Annotated in this window: 23 protein-coding genes; 18 read left to right on the top strand and 5 right to left on the bottom strand. The window is 73.6% G+C overall.

The annotated features are described in order from the left end of the window. Nucleotides 1-17 precede the first annotated feature (17 nt). Together ACFV61_RS23390 and ACFV61_RS23385 are read left to right on the top strand one after the other, a co-directional pair. Nucleotides 18-638: a tyrosine-protein phosphatase gene (locus ACFV61_RS23390; RefSeq protein WP_380493680.1), complete on the top strand. Its 621-nt coding sequence runs from the start codon at nucleotides 18-20 to the stop codon at nucleotides 636-638. Nucleotides 639-834: 196 nt separating this feature from the next. Further along, nucleotides 835-1,584: a Clp protease N-terminal domain-containing protein gene (locus ACFV61_RS23385; protein WP_380335759.1), complete on the top strand. Its 750-nt coding sequence runs from the start codon at nucleotides 835-837 to the stop codon at nucleotides 1,582-1,584. Nucleotides 1,585-1,645: 61 nt separating this feature from the next. Here ACFV61_RS23385 and ACFV61_RS23380 read toward each other — a convergent pair whose 3' ends face one another. After that, nucleotides 1,646-2,137 carry an NUDIX domain-containing protein gene (locus ACFV61_RS23380; protein ID WP_380335756.1) on the bottom strand — a complete coding sequence of 164 codons (492 nt, stop codon included), beginning with the start codon at nucleotides 2,135-2,137 and terminating at the stop codon, nucleotides 1,646-1,648. Between the two features lie 204 nt (nucleotides 2,138-2,341). Here ACFV61_RS23380 and ACFV61_RS23375 point away from each other — a divergent pair, with 204 nt between their 5' ends. Continuing rightward, nucleotides 2,342-2,692 carry an STAS domain-containing protein gene (locus ACFV61_RS23375; RefSeq protein ID WP_380335754.1) on the top strand — a complete coding sequence of 117 codons (351 nt, stop codon included), beginning with the start codon at nucleotides 2,342-2,344 and terminating at the stop codon, nucleotides 2,690-2,692. Here the strand turns inward: ACFV61_RS23375 and ACFV61_RS23370 are convergent. The 3 genes from ACFV61_RS23370 to ACFV61_RS23360 all read right to left on the bottom strand — a co-directional run bounded on the left by ACFV61_RS23370 (nucleotide 2,600) and on the right by ACFV61_RS23360 (nucleotide 4,453). After that, nucleotides 2,600-3,577 (bottom strand): sigma-70 family RNA polymerase sigma factor, encoded by a 978-nt coding sequence (locus ACFV61_RS23370; protein ID WP_380335752.1) that lies wholly within the window; start codon nucleotides 3,575-3,577, stop codon nucleotides 2,600-2,602. The two genes, ACFV61_RS23375 and ACFV61_RS23370, sit on opposite strands and share 93 nt — an antisense overlap. 172 nt (nucleotides 3,578-3,749) lie before the next feature. After that, entirely contained in the window at nucleotides 3,750-4,022 is a 273-nt protein-coding gene (locus tag ACFV61_RS23365; protein ID WP_063348746.1) for a hypothetical protein, read from the bottom strand. A 164-nt stretch (nucleotides 4,023-4,186) separates the two neighbouring features. Further along, nucleotides 4,187-4,453 carry a UBP-type zinc finger domain-containing protein gene (locus tag ACFV61_RS23360; RefSeq protein ID WP_380427777.1) on the bottom strand — a complete coding sequence of 89 codons (267 nt, stop codon included), beginning with the start codon at nucleotides 4,451-4,453 and terminating at the stop codon, nucleotides 4,187-4,189. Between the two features lie 229 nt (nucleotides 4,454-4,682). On the opposite strand from ACFV61_RS23360, the gene ACFV61_RS23355 reads away from it, so the two are divergent. Then, entirely contained in the window at nucleotides 4,683-5,444 is a 762-nt protein-coding gene (locus ACFV61_RS23355) for an SDR family oxidoreductase (RefSeq protein ID WP_063348744.1), read from the top strand. Between the two features lie 83 nt (nucleotides 5,445-5,527). Next, the gene (locus ACFV61_RS23350) at nucleotides 5,528-8,095 is read left to right on the top strand and encodes a lysylphosphatidylglycerol synthase domain-containing protein (RefSeq protein ID WP_380427779.1); all 2,568 of its coding nucleotides are present in this window, start codon (nucleotides 5,528-5,530) and stop codon (nucleotides 8,093-8,095) included. Between the two features lie 49 nt (nucleotides 8,096-8,144). Here ACFV61_RS23350 and ACFV61_RS23345 read toward each other — a convergent pair whose 3' ends face one another. Then, nucleotides 8,145-8,342: a hypothetical protein gene (locus ACFV61_RS23345; protein ID WP_063348742.1), complete on the bottom strand. Its 198-nt coding sequence runs from the start codon at nucleotides 8,340-8,342 to the stop codon at nucleotides 8,145-8,147. Between the two features lie 240 nt (nucleotides 8,343-8,582). Here ACFV61_RS23345 and ACFV61_RS23340 point away from each other — a divergent pair, with 240 nt between their 5' ends. The 13 genes from ACFV61_RS23340 (at nucleotide 8,583) to ACFV61_RS23280 (ending at nucleotide 21,444) form a co-directional block, all read left to right on the top strand. After that, nucleotides 8,583-9,227, top strand: coding sequence for a class I SAM-dependent methyltransferase (locus ACFV61_RS23340; protein WP_380335744.1), 645 nt, complete (start codon nucleotides 8,583-8,585; stop codon nucleotides 9,225-9,227). After that, nucleotides 9,224-9,802, top strand: a complete 579-nt coding sequence (locus ACFV61_RS23335; protein WP_350878299.1) for a TrmH family RNA methyltransferase — start codon at nucleotides 9,224-9,226, stop codon at nucleotides 9,800-9,802. Before ACFV61_RS23340 ends, ACFV61_RS23335 begins: the two co-directional genes overlap by 4 nt. Before the next feature lie 194 nt (nucleotides 9,803-9,996). Further along, nucleotides 9,997-10,929, top strand: coding sequence for a 3-oxoacyl-[acyl-carrier-protein] synthase III C-terminal domain-containing protein (locus ACFV61_RS23330; protein ID WP_380427782.1), 933 nt, complete (start codon nucleotides 9,997-9,999; stop codon nucleotides 10,927-10,929). Nucleotides 10,930-11,042: 113 nt separating this feature from the next. After that, on the top strand, nucleotides 11,043-12,455 hold the full coding sequence (locus tag ACFV61_RS23325; protein WP_063348738.1) for an ATP-grasp domain-containing protein: 1,413 nt from the start codon (nucleotides 11,043-11,045) through the stop codon (nucleotides 12,453-12,455). Nucleotides 12,456-12,457: 2 nt separating this feature from the next. Beyond that, the gene (locus tag ACFV61_RS23320) at nucleotides 12,458-13,744 is read left to right on the top strand and encodes a type III PLP-dependent enzyme (protein ID WP_063348737.1); all 1,287 of its coding nucleotides are present in this window, start codon (nucleotides 12,458-12,460) and stop codon (nucleotides 13,742-13,744) included. A 47-nt stretch (nucleotides 13,745-13,791) separates the two neighbouring features. After that, nucleotides 13,792-14,064 carry an acyl carrier protein gene (locus tag ACFV61_RS23315; RefSeq protein WP_063348736.1) on the top strand — a complete coding sequence of 91 codons (273 nt, stop codon included), beginning with the start codon at nucleotides 13,792-13,794 and terminating at the stop codon, nucleotides 14,062-14,064. 2 nt (nucleotides 14,065-14,066) lie between these two features. Further along, nucleotides 14,067-14,957 carry a hypothetical protein gene (locus ACFV61_RS23310; protein WP_380427785.1) on the top strand — a complete coding sequence of 297 codons (891 nt, stop codon included), beginning with the start codon at nucleotides 14,067-14,069 and terminating at the stop codon, nucleotides 14,955-14,957. Continuing rightward, the gene (locus ACFV61_RS23305) at nucleotides 14,954-15,685 is read left to right on the top strand and encodes a hypothetical protein (protein ID WP_380427787.1); all 732 of its coding nucleotides are present in this window, start codon (nucleotides 14,954-14,956) and stop codon (nucleotides 15,683-15,685) included. Before ACFV61_RS23310 ends, ACFV61_RS23305 begins: the two co-directional genes overlap by 4 nt. Beyond that, entirely contained in the window at nucleotides 15,682-16,842 is a 1,161-nt protein-coding gene (locus ACFV61_RS23300) for an acyl-CoA dehydrogenase family protein (RefSeq protein ID WP_380427789.1), read from the top strand. The genes ACFV61_RS23305 and ACFV61_RS23300 overlap by 4 nt, the downstream gene beginning before the upstream one ends. Before the next feature lie 179 nt (nucleotides 16,843-17,021). Beyond that, nucleotides 17,022-17,621: a 4'-phosphopantetheinyl transferase family protein gene (locus tag ACFV61_RS23295; RefSeq protein ID WP_380427791.1), complete on the top strand. Its 600-nt coding sequence runs from the start codon at nucleotides 17,022-17,024 to the stop codon at nucleotides 17,619-17,621. A 153-nt stretch (nucleotides 17,622-17,774) separates the two neighbouring features. After that, the gene (locus ACFV61_RS23290) at nucleotides 17,775-20,000 is read left to right on the top strand and encodes an MMPL family transporter (protein WP_380427793.1); all 2,226 of its coding nucleotides are present in this window, start codon (nucleotides 17,775-17,777) and stop codon (nucleotides 19,998-20,000) included. 258 nt (nucleotides 20,001-20,258) lie between these two features. Then, nucleotides 20,259-20,549 (top strand): helix-turn-helix transcriptional regulator, encoded by a 291-nt coding sequence (locus tag ACFV61_RS23285; RefSeq protein WP_107453059.1) that lies wholly within the window; start codon nucleotides 20,259-20,261, stop codon nucleotides 20,547-20,549. Nucleotides 20,550-20,685: 136 nt separating this feature from the next. Further along, entirely contained in the window at nucleotides 20,686-21,444 is a 759-nt protein-coding gene (locus ACFV61_RS23280; RefSeq protein ID WP_279634911.1) for an AfsR/SARP family transcriptional regulator, read from the top strand. Nucleotides 21,445-21,576: the final 132 nt, after the last annotated feature.

The raw sequence follows: 21,576 nt of genomic DNA, 5'->3' as shown, positions 1-21,576 counted from the left end.
GCGAGCGCGCGCGGGGGGTGGAGCGCCGCGCCCACACCCCCCCCCCCCCCCCGCGGGGGGGCGGCCCCCCCCCCCCCCCCCGGCGCCCCCCCCGCGCCCCCCCCCTGCGCAACGCCGAGGAGTACAAGCCGCTCCTCCCGCTCCCCGAGGGCGTCGAGCTGATCCGCGTCCCGCTGGACGAACTCGCCGGCCCCGCCTGGTGGGAGGCCTACGGCCGACTGGACGGCACCCCGCTCGCGCTCCGCCCCTACCTGGACCACTGCCCGCACGCCGCCGCCGCGCTGATCGCCGCCATCGCCGGCGCCCGCCCCGGCGGCCTGGTCGTGCACTGCGGCGCCGGCCGCGACCGCACCGGCCTGGCGGCCCTGCTGCTGCTCGCCCTGGCCGGCGTCGAACGGGCCGCGATCGTCGAGGACTACCAGCTCAGCGGCCCCAACGTCCGCCCGCTGTACGGGATGCTGGGCCTGCCGGACCAGTACCACCGGATCGACGCGGTGCTCGCCGAGGCCGGCACCACCGCCGAAGCCGCCCTGGCGGGCGCGCTGGAGGGCCTCGACCCGGCGGGCTACCTGCTCGCCGCCGGGGCCACCCCTGCCGAGGTCGCCGCCGTCCGGGCCCGGCTGCTGCCCGCCGCGTAGCGGCCTCCGGGCCAGACCGGCTCCCGCAACTCGGCCACCTGGAAGTTGAGTTCGCGAGGCGTCTCGGCCTCGGGCAGGGCCGGGATCCGCGGCCCGCCCATCGGACGCCTTCGTTCCGCAGGGGTCGCCGAAGACTACTCACGCGTAGCGTCAACCGATGGTTGACGACCCGGGATCGACAACCTACGGTTGACGCATGGAGAATCCCGTCGTTCCCAACACCACTCCGCTGCGCCTCGACGACCTGATCGCCGCGATCAAGAAGGTCCACCCCGACGCGCTCGACCAGTTGTCCGACGCGGTCATCGCCGCCGACCACCTCGACGACCTCGCCGACCACCTGATCGGCCACTTCGTCGACCAGGCCCGCCGCTCCGGCGCGTCCTGGACCGACATCGGCCGCAGCATGGGCGTCAGCAAGCAGGCCGCCCAGAAGCGGTTCGTCCCCAAGGACCCGGGCACCCCCACCGACCTCGACCCCAGCCAGGGCTTCGCCCGGTTCACCGACCGGGCCCGGAGCGTCGTGATGGCCTCGCAGGAGGAGGCCAGGGCGGCCGGCAACGCCGAGATCACCGCCGAACACCTCCTGCTCGGCCTGCTCGCCGAACCGGAGGGCATCGGGCTCAAGGCGCTCGCCGCCCAGGGCATCACCCCGGAGGCCGTCCGGGAGGCGGCCGCCGCCGCCCTGCCGGCCGCCGCCGAGCAGGTGCCCGCGCTGATCCCGTACGACGCGCAGGGCAAGAAGGTGCTGGAACTGACCTTCCGCGAGGCGCTGAAGCTCGGGCACAACTACGTCGGCACCGAGCACATCCTGCTCGCCCTGCTGGAGCTGGAGAACGGCTCGGGCGTGCTCGCCGGCCTCGGCGTCGAGAAGTCCGAGGCGGAGACCTTCACCTCCGAGGCCATCAAGGCCATCATCGCCGCCCGGAACGCCGAGCAGGCGTGAGACGGGCCCGGCCCCGGGCGGAACTCCCGCCCGGGGCCGGTCGGTTGGGCCGGGGTGGGACTCAGAAGCCGGAGATGGGCGTGCTGACGATCCGCACCCGGCCGTCGGCGGCCGCCTCCAGCGCCGCCCGCAACCGGACCGAGCGGGCCGGGCCGAGGAGTTCCAGCGCCTCCTCGACGGTGGCCCATTGGTGCCGGTCCAGTTCACCGGCCGGGACGGTCACGGGGGTGCCGTCCGGGACGGTGCCGAAGTCGAACATCAAGTGCTGTGCGGGGTGGTCGAGTTCGGACGAGGGGTGGGTCCAGGAGATGGCCAGTAGGTCCCCGGTCGCCCTGACGATGCCGGTCTCCTCCAACAACTCCCGCGAGGCGCACTCCACCGGGCCCTCGCCGAGGTCGATCGTGCCGCCCGGGAACTGCCAGTACTCGCGGTACCCGGCCTTCACGATCAGGATCCGGCCGGACTCGTCCCGCAGCAGGCAGCCCGCCGCCGCGTAGATCCTGGGCAGGGACGCCAACCATTCCTCACGGGACTTCAAGGGCTCAGCCGTCACTGCGATCCTCCTGGGGCACGGTGGTTCTGCACCGCCCACTCTGCCACCGACCCGCCCGGGGCCGTCGGTTCAGCGCTGGGCCGTCGGTTCAACGCTGGGCGGAGCGCAGGCCCACGCTCTCCTCGGCCAGGGTGGAGCTCCGGGAGGTTGCGAGAAGTTCCGCCGGAGCCGATGAGCCCGGGCCGCCGGGCCGGTCCAAGCAGCATGGACACCACGCCGAAGCCCCCGACCGCCCCCGCCCTGACCTGCGACCTGACCTGCGACCTGGGCGCGCTGACCGCGCCCGACCTGGCCGTCGTCGACGCCCTCGCCCGGCTGCGGCTCGCCGCCGCTCGGCACGGGGTGGGCGTGGTGCTGCTGAACGCGAGCGGCCCGCTGCGGGAACTGCTCGCGTTCAGCGGGCTCGCGGCCCTGCTGCCGGGGGGCGTGGACCCCCTCGACCTCCGGCGGCCCGAACAGGGCCTACTCGGCGGCCAGCCGGGGCGGGAGGCCGAACAGCGGGAAGAGCACGTCGGTGTCCAGGAAGTTGGTGAACCCGGTGATCCGGCCCGCTGACACCTCCAACACGATCAGCGCCCACGGCTCGTGCCCGCCCGCCGGGCTCGGCCGGTACTGGGCGAAGGCCGGAGCGCCGTTGGCCGTCACCGGGACCAGCCGGGAGCCGCGGCAGCCGTGGCCCGGGCCGAGCATCCAGGCCCGGATCTCGCCCTGCCCCCGCAACCACATCGCGTACGGCGGCATGTTGAGCGTGACGTCCTCGTGCAGCAGCGCGGCGAGGCCGTCCATGTCGTACGCCTCGAAGGCGCGGACGTAGCGGTCGAGCAGCGCGCGGTGGTCGTCGTCCAGGGCGGGGGCCGGGCGGGCGGCGGCGCCGTCCCCGGCGAGCACCGCGCGCGCCCGCTGCAGCGCGCTGTTCACCGAGGCCACCGTGACGCCGAGCAGTTCGGCCACCTCGGCGGCCTTCCAGCCGAGCACCTCGCGCAGGATCAGCACGGCCCGCTGCCGGGGCGCGAGGCGCTGCAGCACGGCGACGAAGGCCAGCTTCACCGACTCGCGCTGGGCCGCCACCTCGGCCGGGTCGCCCGTCTCGGGCAGCACCCGGCCGTCCGGCGCGGGGCCGATCCACGTCACCTCGGGCAGCTGGGTGTCGCTCGCGGTGGCCACCGTCACCGGGCCGGCCAGGTCCATCGGGCGGGCCCGGTTGTTGCGGCCGTTCAGCGCGTCCAGGCACACGTTGGTGGCGATCCGGTACAGCCAGGAGCGCAGCGCGGCGCGGCCCTCGAAGCCGCGGTGGCCCCGCCAGGCGCGGACCATCGTCTCCTGCACCGCGTCCTCGGCCTCGAAGACCGAGCCGAGCATCCGGTAGCAGTAGCCCGTCAGCTCCGTCCGGTACCGCTCCAACTGGAGCTCGACCGGCTCCTCCGTGATCAGGTCGGTCATGGTGCGCCCCCGTCGTCCCGCCCCGTGCTGGTGAACGGCACGAAGGTACTCCAGCCCACTGACAACCGCCCGGCGCCCCCCAGCACCGGCCGCGAACCACCCCGGACACCCTCCGAGCACGCGTCGGGGGCGGGCGCCGGAACGCGGCGCCCGCCCCCGGACCCGGATCCGCTCAGTGGGCGGAGTGCTTCTCCGCGCCGCGGTGCCGGTGGCCCTTCAGCTCGGCGTGCATCGACGGGGCGGCGTGCCCCGCCGAGGCCGCCCGGTCGCGGCCACCGTGCCGGAAGGCGTCGGGCACGGCGTACCCGGCGGTGGCGGAGGACATGGCGTCGGCGCGCAGCATCGGCACCAGCCGGGTGGGCGCGGTCGCCATGCCGCGGCGCTCCAGCAGTTCCTGGGTGCCCCGGCGGAGCTGGGCGGTGCTGCCCGGTGTTCGCTTGGTCATCGTCGGCCTCCCTTCGGCGGTCACCGGCCGGACGGATGTCGACCGGAGGGGCCGGGGGCCGCACGGTCGTTATGTCCGGATTTTATCGGGGTTGCGCCCGGATGCCACCGGGAGATGCCACCGGGAACGGGCCTCGGCTTCCCCGGGCCGGGCCGGCCCGGGCCTCAGCCCATGACCTCGTGGACGAAGCACCAGCGCCAGTCCTCGCCCCGCTCGTACGAGCGGATCACCGGATGCGAGGTGTTGTGGAAGTGCGCGGTGGCGTGCCGCTGCGGCGAGAAGTCGCAGCAGCCGATGTGGCCGCAGTCCAGGCAGATCCGCAGGTGCACCCAGTCCTGGCGCCCCTGGGCCAGGCAGTCGGCGCAGCCGTCGGCCGGGGGGAGGGGCTCGATGTCCTGGGGGGCCGCGGCGAGGTCTTCGCAGGCACTCATGCCCGCAGGGTAGTGACGGCCCGGCCGGCCCCGGCCTCAAGACACGCCGCGCGCCCGGTCGGCCTTCCCGGCGCCAGGGTGGTCCTGCCGCACCCAGGACCGCGGATCCCGGGAAAGCGCATCCCAGGAAGGCCGCACCCGGGACGCACACGGCCCTGGGCGAACCTCCGCCGCCCGCGCACAGTTGTCGTCGTCAGCCCCACCACCCTCCCAGGCCCAGGAGCCACCGATGAGCTACCCCGCCCTCGCCGCCCGCACCGCCGTCGTCACCGGAGCCGCCAGCGGCATGGGCGCGGCCACCGCCCGCCTGCTCGCCGCCCACGGCGCCCGGGTCGCCCTGCTCGCCCGCCGCACCGACCGGCTCGACACCCTCGCGGCCGAGCTCACCGCCGCCGGCGGCCAGGCCCTCGCCGTCACCGCCGACATCACCGACCAGGCCTCCGTCGACGCCGCCGCCAAGGCCGTCCACGACGCCTACGGCCGGGTCGACCTGGTGGTCAACAGCGCCGGCGTGATGCTGCCCAACCCCCTCGCCGACGGCCGGACCGACGAGTGGACCCGCATGGTCGACACCAACCTCACCGGCGCCCTGCGGATCATCCGCGCCTTCGCCGACGACCTCACCGCGGCCGCCGCCGACGGCCGGGCCGCCGACCTGGTCAACGTCTCCTCCATCGCCTCGCGCGTCGTCTTCCCCAACTACGCCGTGTACAGCGCCACCAAGGCCGCGCTCACCCAGCTGTCCGCCGCCCTGCGCTCCGAACTCAGCCCCCGCGACGTCCGGGTCAGCTCCATCGAGCCCGGCCTGACCGACACCGAACTCGGCGGCCACATCGACAACCCCGCCCTGCGCGAACAGCTCGGCGGCATGTTCGCGGCCATCCCCGCACTCACCGCGGACGACCTCGCCGACCTGATCGCCTACACCGTCAGCCGCCCCCGGCACGTCAACCTGAGCCACACGGTCGTCGTGCCGACCCGGCAGGCGTAGGGCCGGTCCCCGAACTCCCCCGATCCGGGCCGGCTTCCGGGCTCCGGCTCCACCATCAGGGGAGGCATGGGAGCATGCCACCCGTGGCGATCGTGACGGGGAGAACGAACGGCGACACCGGCGGTGGCGACACCGCCGGCACGCCCGCACCGGCGGACACCGGCATACCGGCGAGCGCCGGAGCCGGCCGGGGCCCGGCCCGGGCGGTGTCCGAACCCGGCCGGGTCCGGCAGCCCGTCGCCCTGATCCGGCTGCTCACCGGGCTCATCGCCATCGCCCTCACCCTGCTGCTCGCCGACTACGCCCGGGCCACCACCGGCGGCATCGCCGCCGACGTCGCCGAAGCCGCCGAACTGGTGCCCCGGCCGCTCGCCGGCCTCGCCGGCGGCCTCACCACCGCCGCCGTGCTGCTGGTGCCCGTCGTCCTCGCCGCCCGCCGCCTCCTCGGCCCCGACCGGCGACGCGCCCTCCAGCAGGTCTCCGACGGCCTGCTCGCCGCCGTCCTCGCCTACGGCGCCACCCTGCTCCTCGACCTGTGGGCCGACGGCGTCGCCCCCGCCTCCCTGCTCGCCGCCCTCACCCAGGCCCTGCCGGGCGGCGCCCTCGGCCACACCGAGCCCGTCTACGGCTACCTCGCGCCCGTCCTCGCCTTCATGACCGCCTCCGGCAACCGCGAACACCGGGCCCCCTGGGCCGTCCTCGCCCTCTCCGGCCTCGCCGGACTCGCCGGCGGGTACGCCACCCCCACCGCCCTGCTGCTCGGCCTGCTCATCGGCTGGACCGGCGCCCACGGCACCCTCTACGCCGTCGGCACCCCCGACCCGCTGCCCAGGCCCGGCGAGATCCTCCGGGCCTTGCGCGAGAGCGGCCTGCGCCCGGCCGAGGCCCACCCCGCCGGGCCCGACCGCTACCTGGTCCGGCAAGCCGACGACCGGCCCGACCTCGACGTCCAGCTCCTCGACCGGCAAGCCGTCACCGCCGCCGCCGTCCAGCGCGCCTGGCGCCGCCTGCGGCTGCGCACCGCCCCCCACCCCCGGGCCCTGCGCTCCCCCCGCGCCGGCCTCGAACACGAGGCGCTCGTCACCTACGCGGCCCTCGCCGCCGGCGTCCGCACCCGCCGCATCGCCGCCACCGCCGGCCTCGGCCAGGACACCGCCCTCATCGCCTACGAGCACCTCCCCGGACGCGCCCTCGACCGGCTCCCCGACGAGGAGGTCACCGACGACCTGCTGGCCGACGCCTGGCGGCAGCTCGCCCGCCTCCAGCGCCGGGAGATCGCCCACCGGGCGCTCGTCCCGTCCTCCCTGCTGGTGGACGCGACCGGTGCGGTGCACCTGGTCGACTTCGCCGACGGCGACATCGCGGCCAGCGAACTCGTGCTGCGCTGCGACATCGCCCAGCTGCTCACCACCCTCGCCCTGCGGGCCGGCGCCGCCCGCTCCGTCCACACCGCCGTCACCGTCCTCGGCGCCGACACCGTCGAGGCAGCCCTCCCCCTCCTCCAGCCCATCGCCCTCGCCCGCACCACCCGCCACGCCCTCAAGCGCACCGCCCGCCCGACCGCCGCCCACCCGACCGCCGCCGCCGCCCGCACGGGCGGCCCGGCAGGCCCCGGGCCCGACGAAGCCACCGGCGGCGGGGGCGGGCTGCTGGAGGAGATCCGGGCGGAGGTGCTGCGGACCAGGCCGCAGGCGGAGGTGCGGCCGGTGCGGTTGGAGCGGCTGCGGCCGCGGACCCTGCTGGCGGTGGTGGGCGGGGTGGTGGCCGGGTGGCTGCTGATCCCGCAACTGTTCGCGGCCGAGGACAACCCGATCTCGGCGGTGGCCGACGCCGATCCGGCGTGGCTGGCGCTGGCACTGCTGGCGGCGGCGCTGAGCCACGTGACGGCGGCGATGGGGTTCGTCGGGTTCGTGCCGGAGCGGCTGGACTTCCGCAACGCGGTGCTGGCGCAGCTGGCCGGGGCGTTCGTGAAGCTGGTGTCGCCCGGGGGCGTCGGCGGGATCGCGCTGAACACCCGGCTGTTGCAGCGGGCCGGGATCCCGACCGCGCAGGCGCTGTCCAGCGTCGGGGTGGGGCAGTTGATCGGCCTGGTGCTGCACCTGCTCCAGCTGGGCGCCTTCGTCTACCTGCTGGACCTGCAACCGGGCGGTTCGGAGCTGGACGCGCTGCCCGCCGTGGTGGGCGGGCTGGCGGGGGCGGCGGCGCTGCTGGCGGTGGTCTCGGCGGTGCCGCCGGCCCGGCGCTGGCTGGCGGCCCGGCTGCGGCCGCTGACCACCGAGGTGCTGCCGCGGCTGCTGGACCTGCTGCGCAGCCCGGCCCGCCTGGCGGTGGGGCTGACCGGGCAGCTGCTGGTGTCGATCTGCCTGATCGGCTGCCTGTACTGCTGCACCCGGGCGATCGGCCGGGAGCCGTCCTTCGCCTCGGTGGCGGTGGTGTTCCTGGTGGGCAACGCGGCGGGCAACGTGGCGCCGACCCCGGGCGGGGCCGGCGCGGTGGACGGGGCGCTGATCGCGCTGCTGCAGCAGACCGCGTCGATGGAGAAGGGCGGCGCGCTGGCGGCGGTGGCGATGTACCGCCTGCTGACGCTGATCCTGCCGGTGCTGCCGGGCTGGGCGGCGATGACCTGGCTGCAGCGCCGCCGGGCGCTGTAGCGCACCGGACAGCGCACCGGACGGCGCACCGGACCGGGCCCGGCGGCGGCTACTCGCGGTACTCGTCCTCGTCGAGCTGGACGACGCGGCTCTGCTCGGCGGCGTCGGCGACATCGGTGGCCGGGTCGGCTCCGACGGCCCGGCGTTCGGCCACCTCGTCGTACTCGTCGCCCTCGGGTGCCTCGTCGTCGGATTCGACGGTCTCGACGGCCTCGTCGATCAGGTAGTCCTCGTGATTCTGCGGCATGGCGTCCGTCCTCACTGTTCGGAGGCGCTGTCCGGAGGCTCCCACGGGCGCGGGGGCGGTACTGGCAGTATCCGTCGCCGGGCGGCCGGGCGCGATCGCGCCGGGGCGGCCCCGCGGCACCCGGGCCGCCGGCCGGCACGGAACGCGCCGCAGGCCACCGGGGGTACGATCGGTGCCGTACCAAGGGCTTACCCACACCCACCCGGTGGCCCCGAGGCCCTTACGAACGACGGGGAAATCATGTCCGGCTCGCACTACTTCACCGGTGCACCCGAGGTCGCCAGCGAGCGCCGGCCGATCACGGTCTCCCTGCCGGACCTCACCCTCGAACTGACCACCGACACCGGAGTGTTCTCGCGCGGCCGGCTCGACCCGGGCACCCGGATCCTGCTGGAGCACGCCCCGCAGCCGCGGGTGCGCGGCCCGATCCTGGACGTCGGCTGCGGCTACGGCCCGATCGCGCTGACCTGGGCGAGCCGGCGCAGGCGGCTGCCGGTCTGGGCGGTGGACGTGAACGAGCGCGCGCTGGAACTGGTGCGGCTGAACGCCGAGGCACTGCGGCTGGGCAACGTCCAGGCCGCGCTGCCCGAGGACGTCCCGCAGGACGTGCGGTTCGCCACCATCTACTCCAACCCGCCGATCCGGATCGGCAAGGCCGAGCTGCGCCGGCTGCTCACGCACTGGCTCGGCCGGCTGACCCCGGACGGCTCGGCGTTCCTGGTGGTGCAGAAGCACCTGGGCTCGGACTCGCTGCAGAAGTGGCTGAACGAGCAGGGCTACCCGACCACCCGGGTCGCGTCGGTCAACGGGTTCCGGATTCTGGAAGCACGACCCCGCCCGGAGCCGGGCGAGGGTACGGAGAGTGGACGGGGAACGTCGTCGTGAAGCAGTTGCGCGGGACCGAACTGAAGCGACTGCACCGCTCGTGGCGGCGCAGCAACGAGTTCCGGCTCGCGATGATCCTGGAGAACCTGCAGTCGCCGTTCAACGTCGGCTCGGTGGTCCGGACCGGGGCCGCGATGGGCGCCGAGAAGCTGTACCTGGCCGGGGAGACCCCGTCGGTGCGCTCCTCGGGCGCGCAGAAGGCCGCGATGGGCACCGACAAGTACCTGAAGGTGGAGCACTTCCCGACGATCGCGGAGGCGGTCGCGGCGGCGAAGGCGGACGGCTTCAAGGTGGTCGGCCTGGAGCTGGCGGACGAGGCGGTGCCGATGTTCGCCGCCGAACTGACCCCGGCGGTGGCCTTCGTGCTGGGGCACGAGGACCGCGGGATCACCCCCGACGCGCTGGCGCTCTGCGACCAGGTGGTGTTCGTGCCGCAGCTGGGCCGGGTCGGCTCGCTGAACGTGTCGGCGGCCGCAACGGTGGCCTGCTACGAGGCGCGCCGCCAGGGGTACGCGATCAGCGGCACCCCGGACGGCACCGACCTCGGCGACCTCGGCGGGGCCGACGACGAGTAGGACCTGATCGGATTCCGGAGGGGTGTGCCGAAAGGCCCACCCCTCCGGTCGTTTCCGTCCGGCGGTACGGGACGGTCGACCACGCCTCCGGACCGGACCTCCCCGGCGTCTGCGGGGAGCGCACCCCGCCACCGCGCGGCGGTGGTCAGCGCAGCGTCAGCTAAGCGTCAGCGCTCCAGGCGACTGTAGTTGGCATGACGTCGATCACGGCAGTCTCCAGCTGTCTTCCCGACACCATCCCGATCGCGCGCTTCCAACAGGAACTCCAGCTGACGGATGTGCAGCTCCGGCGCTACCAGCGCTTCTACGGGCTCTCCGAGGTGTGCCGCGACCCCGCGGCCACCGAGACCGAGCTGCTGCTGCGCGCCGCGACCAAGCTGGTGGAACTGCGCGGGCAGGAACAGCGCGTCAAGTACGTCCTCCAGGCCCGCACGATGCCGTCGCCGCTGCCGTACCCGATGACCTCGCTCCGACCGCTCCAGGTCGAGCTCGGCCTGGAGCACGCCGCCGGCTTCGTCGTCTCGCACCACGCCTGCGCCTCCGGGCTGCTCGCGCTGGACCTGGCGGGCACCCTACTGGCCGCCGACCCGGACCCGAACGCGCTCGCCCTGGTCCTGGCCGGGGAGAAGGCGTGCACCACCCAGACGCAGTCCATCCCGGACGTCACCGTCATGGGCGAGGGCACCGTCGCCTTCCTGGTGAGCGCGGACCGCACCGGCTCCGACCGGATGCTCGGCTACGCGACGCGCACCCACACCCAGTTCGGCGACGAGTTCATCATGGGCGACGCCGCCGCCAAGGAGTTCCAGGACCTGTACGGGCCCGGCCTGTGCGAAGTGATCGGCGCCGCCCTGGAGGAGGCCGGCTGCGGCCTCGACGAGCTGGCGCTCGTGCTGCCGCACAACGTCAACCGGCTGTCGTGGATCGGCGTCTGCAAGACGCTCGGGCTGCCGCTCGACAAGGTCTTCCTCGACCTGGTCGGCGAGACCGGGCACTGCTTCTGCGCCGACCCCTTCATCAACCTGCAGAAGGCCACCGAGCTGGGGCGGCTGCGCCCCGGCGACTGCTACCTGATGACCAGCGTGGGGCTCGGGGCGACCTTCGCCGCGATGGTCCTGGAGCACTGACGGCCGTCCACGGGACCGGCCGTCCCCCGCAGTACCGGCGCACCCGCACCACCGCAGCACCTGCGCACCCGCCGCACCGCGCCCGAGCGCACACGAGAAATGACGAGGTCGACATGCATCTACCGTCCTCCGGCTTCAGCGCGCGCCTCAAGCGCGCCGTGACCGGGTCCGCGGACACCCCGCTGGTGTTCCTGGGCAACTTCGAGGTGGAGAACCACTGGGCGCTCGGCGAGCCCGCGCTGCCCCGGGTCGCCTCGCACGCGGGCAGTGCGGTGGTGAACCGCATGGACGAGTTCGCGCTGCTGCTCGGCGGCAAGGACGACCACGTCGTGCTGAAGACCGCCCTGGACGAGGGCTACCGCGGCTATCTGGAGGGCCTCGGCCTGGAGCTGCCCACCGTGCACGTGGTGGCCGGCCAGGACCCGCAGCGCACCGTCAGCGAGGACGCCCTCGCCGACCCCGAGCTGCTGCGCGCGCTGTCCGCCGTCGCCGCCGAGGGCGCCCGGCTGACCGCGCACGGCATCTCCACCGTCGAGGAGGAGCTGGCCGAGCGCACCGGGCTGCAGCTGGGCGCGCCGACCGCCGCGGTCTGCAAGCGGGTCAACAGCAAGGTGTACAGCCGCCGGCTCTCCGACGAGCTGGGCATCCGCCAGGCCCGCGGCTGGGCCTGCGAGACGCTGGAGGAGCTGGCCGAGGCGGTGGCCGCGGCCGGTGAACTGCTGGCGGCGGGCCGCAAGGTGGTGCTGAAGGACGCGTTCGGCGTGTCCGGCAAGGGCATCGTCGTGCTGGACTCCGAGGCCCGGCTGGGCCGGCTGCACCGGATGGCGGTCCAGCAGGCCGAGCGCGCCGCCAAGGCCGCGGGCGGGGCCCCGCGCACCGCGCTGGTGATCGAGGAGTGGGTCGCCAAGCGCTGCGACCTCAACTACCAGTTCACGGTGGGCCGGGACGGCTCCACGCACTTCGACTTCGTCAAGGAGCTGCTGACCGAGGGCGGCGTCCACAAGGGCCACCGGATCCCGGCCCGGCTGACCGACGGGCAGGTCGCCGAGATCGAGGCGACGGCGCTGCGGCTCGGCGAGCGGCTCGCCGCCGACGGCTACTACGGCGTGGTCGGCGTCGACGCGATGGTCGACCCGGACGAGGGCCTGTACCCGGTCATCGAGATCAACGCCCGCAACAACATGTCCACGTACCAGAACGTGGTGCACGAGGGCGGCCTGGCCGGGGCCGACGACGTCGCCGTCGCCCGGCACTTCCCGCTGCGGCTGACCCGCCCGCTGCCCTTCGCCGAACTGGCCGAGGTGCTGGACGGGCTGCTGCTGACCGAGCGGGGCCCGCGCCCGCGCGGCCTGTTCGTGAACAACTACGCCACGGTGAACGCCGCCGCGGGCACCGCCGCCGACACCGAAGCGGACGGCTTCGAGGGCCGGCTGTACGGCGTGCTCGTCGGTGCCTCCGACGAGGAGATCGAGGCGCTCGACACCGACATCACCCGCCGCCTCGCGGCCTACCCGGAACGGAGCTGACCGTGAGCGTCGCATTCGAGGTGCAGGGCCTCGGGATCACCGAGCTCGCCGAGGAGTTCGGCACCCCGCTCTACCTGTACGACGGCGAGGAGATCACCACCCGCTTCCAGGGGCTGCGCGAGGCGCTGCACCCGGCGCTGGAGGTCTTCTACTCGCTCAAGGCGAACCCCAACATCTCCGTCTGCGCGCTGCTGCACAGCCTGGGTTCGCGCGCCGAGGTGTCCTCGCTGACGGAGCTGGTCACCGCCCGCCGGGCCGGGGTCGAGCCGCGCGACATCATCTTCCTCGGCCCGGGCAAGAGCCGCGGCGAGGTGGCGGCCTGCCTGGACGAGGACATCCACGCGATCGTCTGCGAGTCGATCGGCGAGCTGGACCTGATCGACGAGGTGGCCCGCGAGCGCGGGATCACCGCCCGGGTCGCGCTGCGGGTCAACCCGCGCTTCTCGGTGAAGGGTTCGGGCCTGACCATGGGCGGCAAGCCGCGCCAGTTCGGCACCGACGAGGAGCTGCTGCTGGCCGAGGGCAAGGACCTCGCCGGCCGCTACCCCAACATCCGGCTGATGGGCGTCCAGGTGTACCTGGGCACCCGCATCCTGATCGAGGAGTCCGTCGTCGAGAACACCCGGCGGATCCTGGAGCTGGCCGAGCGCCTCTCCACCGAGCTGGGCTTCCCGCTGGAGACGGTCGACGTCGGCGGCGGCCTCGGCATCGCCTACTTCGACAACGAGAAGGACCTCGACGTCGCCGAGCTGACCGCCGGGCTCAACCCGCTGATCGCGGACTTCCGCGCCCGGCACCCGGAGACCCGGATGATCATGGAGCTGGGCCGCTTCCTGGTCGCCGCGTCCGGCACCTACGTGACCCGGGTGCGCTACACCAAGACCTCGATGGGCGAGAACTTCGCGGTCACCGACGGCGGCACCAACCACCACATGGCGGCCGTCGGCATCGGCTCGTACGTGAAGCGCAACTTCCCGATGGCCGCGCTGGAGCGGCTGGACGAGCCGGCCACCGAGCCCTGGCACATCACCGGCCCGCTCTGCACGCCCAACGACGTCATCGGCAAGAAGGTGCCGATGCCGGCGCTGCGGGCCGGCGAGCTGATCGGGGTGCAGCGCTCCGGCGCGTACGGGCCGACGGCCTCGCCGGTGCACTTCCTCAGCCACGGCTACCCGGCGGAGGTGCTCGTCCTGGACGGGCGGGCGCACCTGATCCGGGAGCGCGACGACGTCGAGGCCATGCTCGGCCGCCAGCGGCTGTACGCGGCCCCCGGCGACGACCAGAACTGACCACCGACCGGCCGACCCACGGCCGGGACCAGCCCGAGGAGAACACCATGAGCGACACTGCCAACACCGTGGCCGACGTGAAGTACGTCGACGCCGTCCGCAAGGGCCTGTCGGAGGTCCTCAACAAGGACGTCTCCGGCGCCGACCCGGGCGTCCGCCTCTTCGACGAGCTGGGCCTGGACTCCAGCAGCGCGCTCGAACTGCTCATCACCATCGAGGAGATCCTCGACGTGCAGTTCGACGCCGACGAGCTGGACATGACCCACTTCGAGACCGTGGGCTCGCTGGCCGGCTTCGTCGCCGCGGAAGCGAGCGCCTAAGCATGTTCCGCGCGACTGCGCCCGTGCGGCGTCCGGCCCCGGCCGGCGCGGACGGCACGCCCGGCCCGGCCCCGGCGGCGGTCCTGCCGCGGCTGATCCGGGCCGGCGCCCACACCCCGCCGGGGCCTGGCGCGCCGTACCGGCCGGAGGCCGCGCGGGAGGACTTCTACCGCGAGCTCGGGGCGCTCTACGGCGCGGACTTCGACCGCGAGCAGTTCGCCGCCTCGGGGCGGCGCACCTCGGTGGAGCTGGCCCACGGCGCGCTCGACGCGCTGGGCCCGCTGACCGCCGAGGAGTGCCCCGAGGTGGTGGTGGTCGCCTACTCCGCGCCGGACTTCGACCACGCCGAGCTGGTCGCCTCCTGCGTGAAGGGGCGGCTGCCGGGCGAGCCGCTCTCCTTCGCCCTGTCCGACCAGGGCGTCCTGGCGCCGTTCAGCGCGCTGCGGGTCGCCGTGGAGTACGCCCGGCGGTGCGGCTGGTCGCGGCTGCTGCTGCTGGTCGTGGACCAGGGCACCCAGCCGTTCCCGCTGCCCGCGACGGGGCAGAGCGCCGTCCACGCGGACGCCGCGGTCGCGCTGCTGATCCACTGGGACGGCGGCGACGCGCCGCTGGGCGGCGCGGCCCAGGGCCTCCCGGAGCCGGGGCTGTTCGCCGGCTGGGACGCCTCGGCCGCGCTGGTCACCGGCTCCGGCCTGTCCGACGGCTGTGCTGAACTTCCGGCACACGGCGGTCCGTGGACCAAGGTGGCGGCCGGACAGCCTGCCACCGGCGGCTGGGCCGCCCTGCTCGCCGCCGCCGACCGGGACCGCCCGGTGGTGGTGGCCGACTACGACCGGGAGCGCGGCTTCCTGGCCTACTGCACACTCGACACGGGGGAGTTGGGGGTCCGATGACGGTTCCGGCCGAGGTGCGCGAGCACTGGCAGGAGGCCCGGACGAGCGCGCGCAACGACGGCCTCGTCCCCGCACTGACCCTGCTCTCCCGCGCGCTGTCCCCCGGGGTGGCACCGCGCGGCCCGCGCGGGCACGCCGTGGTCCCGCGCGAACTCCTCGGCGAGTACGCCGAGTTCGGCGACGACGAGGACGGGGACGAGGACGGGAATGGGGGCCTGGACCCGGTGCCCGGTCTGGCCGTCCTGAGCCCCGCCGACGCCACCCGGGCGCCCGCCGGCCCCGACGCCCACGACTGGGGCACCGGCCTCGCCTGGCTGCGGCTCGGCGCGTCCGAGCGACTGCGGGAGGCCTGCCTGGCCTACCTCGCGGGCCGCCAGGTCGAGGGTTCCTCGCTGCTGCTGCAACAGCTGGTCAAGGGCGCGCTCGCCGACGTGCTGATCGACCACCTGGAGATCGAGGGCGTCCTCGACGACCTCACCGAGGGGCCGGACGACTCCCCGCCGGCCCCCGCCCGCCCCCTGGACGGCCCGGCCCTCGCCCGCCTCCAGGCCCAGATCACCCAGGCCGACCGCGCACTGCTGCGGCTGCTCGGGGCGTACGGTTTCACCGCCGAGGGGCCGGGCCGGGCGGCGTACGCCTCCGAGCTCCTCGCCGACGTGTACTGCGGCTGGCCGGGGTCGGCCGGGGACACGGCACAGAACGTCGACTCCCGGAAGGGGAACGTGTGATCAGCCTGCCCGGCCCGCTGGAAACCACGCACCGGCACGTGCGGCGGTGGGCCGAAGACCTGCGGGCGGGCGCGCTCGACCTCGACCGGGACCCGGAGGCCGTCCACCGCTTCCTGGACCTGCCCGCCGTGCGCTTCCTGGCCGGCCACCAGGTGCCGCCGGAGTGGGACCGGGCGTCCGCCGAGGCCGGCGCCGGCCCCGCGCACGGCCTGGCCACCCTGGAACGGGTCCTGGTGAGCGAGGAACTGGCGCGCGGCGACGCCGGGATGATGCTGGGCGCGCCCGGCGCCTCGATGTGCGGGGTGCTGCTGAGCGTGCTCGGCAGCCAGGCCCAGAAGGACTGGGTGTACGGCCAGCTCGCCGAACGCCCCCGCTGGACCTGCTTCGGCCTCACCGAGCCCGACCGCGGCTCGGCCATCGGCGAGATGACCACCACGCTGACCCCGGTGGGCGACGGCTCGTACGTCCTGGACGGCGAGAAGCGCTACGTCGGCAACGCCGCCCGGGCCGACCTGGGCGCCGTGTTCGCGCGGGTCGCGGGCACCGAGCGGCTCGGCGTGCTGGCCGTCCTGGTGGACACCTCCGACCCCGGCTTCCGGGCGGAGCCGCTGCCCACCCTCGGCCTGCGCGGCGTCCAGCTGACCCGGATCACCCTCGACGGGGTGCACGTGCCCGCCGAACGGGTGCTCGGCGCCCACCTGCCGCCGACCCGGCGGGGCATGTGGAGCATCGTCTCGGTCTTCAACCAGCTCCGCCCGAGTGTGGCCGCGATCGCCCTCGGCATCGCCCGGGCCGCCCACGACTACGTCGCCGAGAACCGCCGGGAACTGCGCGGCGCGGAGCGCGAGCTGTTCGAGTCGCTCGGCCAGCGGATCGACGCGGCCCGCCGGTTGACCTACCGGGCGGCCCTCGCGGTGGACCGCAAGCCGGCCGCCGGGCACCTCTCCTCGGCGGCGAAGGCCCGCGCCTGCGAACTCGCCGAGGACGTCACGATGCGCGCGCTGGGTTTCTTCGGGCCCGGCGCCCGGTTGGACCACCCGCTCCTCGACAAACTCGCCCGGGACGCACGGGGCGTGGAGTTCATGGAGGGGACACGGAACATCCAGAAGCTGAATCTGTTCCAGGGGCTGCACACCGGAAAGGTGGGCCGGTTCTGAACGGGACAGAACAACCGGTCGGTCGGGATACGGTCGAGATCTGGCAGATTCCGCTGACCGGTGGCGAGCACCCGGACCGCCCGGACGGCGAAGCCGCCCAGGGCGCCCCGGACGGGTACCCGCCGCACCTGGAGGAACTGCTCGACGAGCAGGAGCGGGCGCGCGCCCGGAGCGGACAGTTGCCCGGGCTGCGGCGCCGCTTCGTGCTCGCGCACGCCGCCACCCGGATCGTCCTCGGCGAGCGCCTCGGCCGCCACCCGGCCGGGCTGCGCTTCAGCCGCGGCCCGTGGGGGAAGCCGGCCGTCGAGGACGCGCCGGGCCTGCACTTCAACCTGTCCCACTCGGGCGAGATCGCCCTGCTCGCCCTGGCATCACGGCCGGTCGGCGTGGATGTCGAGCTGGCCCGCGCCGAGCTGGACACCGCCCGGCTGGCCGGTCGCTTCTTCCCCCCGGACGAACGGGAGCTGGTCGCCCGGGGCGGGCCCGACGCCTTCACCCGGCTGTGGACCAGGAAGGAGGCGTGCGTGAAGGCCTCGGGCGCCAGACTCACCCAGGGCATGGGGATCCCGGTCGCCCACGACGGACCGGAAGCCACCGTGTACGCACGCTCCGGTCCGTTGCCCGGTCCGTGGAGAGTCACCGACCTGCCGCTGCCCGAGGAATACGCGGGGTCCGTCGCACTGATCGGCGACGGGCCCTTTAACGTGTCCCGGCGGATGTGGTATCAAATTCCGCCCGGGGAATCCGGCGGCAGCCCTCTCGGGTCGGCTGTCAAGTAGAAGAAACTCCCCCTCCAATCGTCGAAGTTGTACCCGTGATCATGCGTCGAAGCGTCACTAGATTCAGTGATGCAGGCGAACGCCGCACCGCACGGCCGGACTCATAAGTCAGGCCCGTGTCTTGATCCGGGCATTTCTTTTGAGGAGGGGAACGTGATCGTGGAAGGCAGGAACGTGATCACCAGGGCCGCTCGGTGGAGCGCCGTCCACCCCTGGTGGGCGATCGCGCTCTGGGTGGCATTCGTCGTGGCGGCCCTCGTGGTCGGCGGCGTCACGGGCACCCGGCAGGCCACCACCTCCGACCTCGCCATCGGCCAGTCCGGCCGGGCGGCCGCGATCGCCCGCAGCGGCGGCCTCCAGGAGCGCGCGGTGGAGAACGTCCTCATCACCCCGTGGGGCGGCGGCCGGCTCGACCCCGTCCAGGCGCAGTCCGCGGCCTCGGACGCCACCCGCGACCTGAAGGCCCTCCCCGGCATCAACTCGATCGACGCCCCGGTGCCCGCGCCGGACGGCTCGGCCCTGCTCGTCCCGGTGACCCTCGACGGCGATCCGGAGACCTCCGCCGACCGGGTGCAGCCGCTCATCGACACCGTGGCGAGGACCCACGCGTCGCACACCGAGCTGCGGATGGAACTCGTCGGCGCCGGCTCGATCAAGGCCGGGCTCAACGAGATGCTGAGCAAGGACCTCGGCAAGGCGACCGTGCTGAGCCTGCCGGTGACGCTGCTCGTGATGGTCTTCGTGTTCGGCGCGATCGTCGCCGCGAGCGTCCCGGTCGTCCTCGGCCTGTCCTCGGTGCTCGCCGGGCTCGGCCTGTGGGGGGTGGCCTCCCAACTGGTGCCCGATCCGGGGCCGGTGACGCACGTCATCGTGCTGATGGGCATGGCCATCGGGGTCGACTACTCGCTGTTCTACCTCAAGCGCCAGCGCGAGGAGCGGGCGTTGGGCGCCAACAACATCGACGCCATCGAGATCGCGGCCGCCACCTCCGGGCACTCGGTGCTGGTGTCCGGCGTGGTCGTCATGATCTCGATGGGGGCGCTCTACCTCGCCGGGCACATCGCCTTCGAGTCGATGGCCACCGGCGCGGTGCTGGTGGTCGCCATCGCGATCACCTCCTCGCTGACCGTGCTGCCGGCCATGCTGTCCCGGTTCGGCCGCTACCTGGACGCGCCGCGGGTCCCGCTGGTGTGGCGGCTCACCCAGAAGGGCGGGGTCAAGCCGCGGCTGTGGTCGACCATGCTCAAGCCCGCCCTGCGCCACCCGGTGATCGCACTGGTGGTCTCGGTCGGCGCGCTGCTCGTCCTCGCGCTGCCCGCCCTCGGCCTGAAGCTCAAGGCCACCGGGATCGACGACCTGCCCCGGTCGATCCCGGCGATGCAGGCCAACGAGCGGCTGACCCACTCCTTCCCGAGCCAGGCCGACACCCACACCGTCGCGGTGAAGGTCCCGGCCGACCGGACGGCGCAGTTGGGCACCGCGGTGGAGTCGCTGGTCGAACGCGCCTCGCAGGACGACCTCTTCGTGCACAACCCCGCGCCGGTCGTCCGCACCTCCCCCGACGGCACGGTCGCCACCATCGCGATCGGCACCCACTTCGACAGCGGCTCCCCGCAGGCCCGCGCCTCGCTGGCCCGGCTGCGCCAGGACCTCGCCCCGCAGACCCTCGGCACGGTCGCGGGCGCCGAGTTCGCGGTCGGCGGCAGCGACGTCGCGTTCGACGTCGACTACCGGGCGAACGTCATGCACAAGATGCCCTGGGTGCTCGGAGTGGCCCTGGTGCTGACCTTCCTGGTGATGACCGCCGCGTTCCGCTCGGTGGTGCTCGCGCTGATCACCGTGCTGCTCAACGTGCTGTCCGCGGCGGCCTCCTTCGGCCTGCTCGCGCTGATCTTCCAGCACACCTGGGCGGAGGACCTGCTGCACTTCGAGTCCACCGGCCGGGTGGTGGCCTGGCTGCCGCTGATGCTCTTCGTGATCCTGCTCGGCCTGTCGATGGACTACCACGTCTTCGTGGTCAGCCGGATCCGGGAGGCGGCGCGCGGCGGGCTCTCCGTCAAGGAGGCGGTCGAGCAGGGCATCACCCGCACGGCCGGCGTGGTGACCAGCGCCGCGGTGGTGATGGTCTGCGTGTTCGCCCTGCTGGCCTCGCTGAACTTCATCGAGATGAAGCAGATGGGGGTGGGCATGGCCTGCGCGGTGCTGCTCGACGCGACGGTGATCCGGATCGTCGTCCTGCCGGCCGTGGTCACCCTGCTCGGCTGGAAGACCTTCTGGCCCTCGCGGCTCGCGCGCCAGACCACGACCCGGACCCCGCGGATGCCGGCCATCGTGGCCGCCGCGGCGGCGGCCTCGGCGGCACGCACGACCCTCCCGTAACACGGGACCCGTCCAACTCGACGGCCGGGGAAGGGCTTAGCCCCTCCCCGGTCCTTTTCGTGTGCGTTTCGTGCAGGCACCTGGCCACAACCAGTCGTGACAAGGGGTTTGACGCCGACTGTCCCGTGGTGGTTTGTTACGGGAGTTGTAGAATCGCATGCGCGTTCGTCGGCACGTGAACGACCTTCCCGGTGACGGGGGGGCGCAACTGCCGGTGGACGCGCCACGGGGAAGCAGGGGGCGGTCAGGGGGGTGGCCATGCACAGTGACGGCAGCCTCGCCTCGGCGCGCTGGCGCAACGAACTCACCCGGGTCGGGACGTTGTCCGGACGGGAACGGCAGGTCTTCGACCTGATCGGTGCCGGACACTCCAACCGCGGCATCGCTGCCCGACTGCACGTCACAGAGCGCACGGTGAAGGCGCATGTCGCCAACATCCTGGCGAAACTGGGAGTGGAGTCGCGGCTTCAGGTGGGGTTGGTGGCGCAGGTTCATCAACTCATGTACGAAGGTACATGGCCGGACGACCCAGGCGTGTCCGATACTTGACCAGCGCGAATGATACCCAGGCTTTTCCCCTTTGTCAGGCCACCCCAAACACGTCGACCACTGTTGACGGTGGCCGGGCCGAGGTCACAGGAGAAAAGCTTGTGGCTGGAGTTCACCGCTAGGGACGGGGAATTTGGTGTACATCTCCATATTAGGCCCACTATTGATCGGCGACGGTCAGCGCACCGTAGGTCTACGGGCGAAGAAGAATCGCGTGATGCTCACCATGCTGGCGCTCAACGCCGGTCAGGTGGTCGCGTTCGACGAACTGATCGACGAGCTGTGGGGGGAAGCGCCGCTCAAGAACGCGCGCAACGCCTTGCAGGCCAATGTCAAACGCATGCGCAAATCGTTGGCGGAACTTGGTCTGGAGGGGCCGGACCAGGAACTCATCCGCACGGTTGACAACGGTTACATGCTCAACGTCTCGGAGGACGCGGTCGACGCGTACCGGTTCCTGCGGACGGCGGAGAAAGGCGCGGGGCTGGTCAGCGACCGGCCGTACGAAGCGATGGACACGCTCCGCAAGTCGCTCGGGATGTGGCGCGGACCGGCCCTGCTCGACACGAGCGACGGGCCCTGGTGCCGTGCCGTAGCGCTGCGTCTGGACGAGCAGCGCAAGACCGCGCGGGAGGACCTGATCTCGGCCCAGCTGCAAGCGGGCGAGGCGGGGACGGTGGTGGCCGAGCTGAAGCAGTTGCTCGCCCAGTACCCGGAACGCGAGCGGTTCAGCGAGCAGTTGATGATCGCCCTCTACCGGTGCGGCCGGCAGTCGGAGGCCGTCGACATCTTCCACCGCACCCGGAAGTGGCTCGACGACGAGTTGGGGCTCAAACCGAGTCGTCGTCTCCACCACCTCTACCAGGCGATCCTGATGCAGGATCCCTCGCTGTAAGTCCCGTCGGGGCGAGGGCAGTTCGCCCCGGCACGCCGGCGGCACCCCGGCTGGGGAGCCGCCCACGGCCCCGTGACCGCCCGGCCCCCCGTCCCGGCCCCGCCCGCCCGGCCGGGCGGCCCCGCGCCCCCC

The sequence above is a fragment of the Kitasatospora sp. NPDC059817 genome, from assembly GCF_042731835.1.
GTDB lineage: Bacteria > Actinomycetota > Actinomycetes > Streptomycetales > Streptomycetaceae > Kitasatospora.
Note: the sequence above shows the minus strand (reverse complement) of the source record. Positions and strands in the feature narration are given on the sequence as shown.

Excerpts from the sequence above, each read along its gene's own strand:
- ACFV61_RS23355 (WP_063348744.1), top strand. The coding sequence starts at position 4,683 with ATGAGCTACCCCGCCCTCGCCGCCCGCACCGCCGTCGTCACCGGAGCC.
- ACFV61_RS23375 (WP_380335754.1), top strand. The coding sequence starts at position 2,342 with ATGGACACCACGCCGAAGCCCCCGACCGCCCCCGCCCTGACCTGCGAC.
- ACFV61_RS23305 (WP_380427787.1), top strand. The coding sequence starts at position 14,954 with ATGACGGTTCCGGCCGAGGTGCGCGAGCACTGGCAGGAGGCCCGGACG.
- ACFV61_RS23310 (WP_380427785.1), top strand. The coding sequence starts at position 14,067 with ATGTTCCGCGCGACTGCGCCCGTGCGGCGTCCGGCCCCGGCCGGCGCG.
- ACFV61_RS23330 (WP_380427782.1), top strand. The coding sequence starts at position 9,997 with ATGACGTCGATCACGGCAGTCTCCAGCTGTCTTCCCGACACCATCCCG.
- ACFV61_RS23340 (WP_380335744.1), top strand. The coding sequence starts at position 8,583 with ATGTCCGGCTCGCACTACTTCACCGGTGCACCCGAGGTCGCCAGCGAG.
- ACFV61_RS23365 (WP_063348746.1), bottom strand. The coding sequence starts at position 4,022 with ATGACCAAGCGAACACCGGGCAGCACCGCCCAGCTCCGCCGGGGCACC.
- ACFV61_RS23370 (WP_380335752.1), bottom strand. The coding sequence starts at position 3,577 with ATGACCGACCTGATCACGGAGGAGCCGGTCGAGCTCCAGTTGGAGCGG.
- ACFV61_RS23285 (WP_107453059.1), top strand. The coding sequence starts at position 20,259 with ATGCACAGTGACGGCAGCCTCGCCTCGGCGCGCTGGCGCAACGAACTC.
- ACFV61_RS23315 (WP_063348736.1), top strand. The coding sequence starts at position 13,792 with ATGAGCGACACTGCCAACACCGTGGCCGACGTGAAGTACGTCGACGCC.
- ACFV61_RS23345 (WP_063348742.1), bottom strand. The coding sequence starts at position 8,342 with ATGCCGCAGAATCACGAGGACTACCTGATCGACGAGGCCGTCGAGACC.
- ACFV61_RS23385 (WP_380335759.1), top strand. The coding sequence starts at position 835 with ATGGAGAATCCCGTCGTTCCCAACACCACTCCGCTGCGCCTCGACGAC.
- ACFV61_RS23360 (WP_380427777.1), bottom strand. The coding sequence starts at position 4,453 with ATGAGTGCCTGCGAAGACCTCGCCGCGGCCCCCCAGGACATCGAGCCC.
- ACFV61_RS23325 (WP_063348738.1), top strand. The coding sequence starts at position 11,043 with ATGCATCTACCGTCCTCCGGCTTCAGCGCGCGCCTCAAGCGCGCCGTG.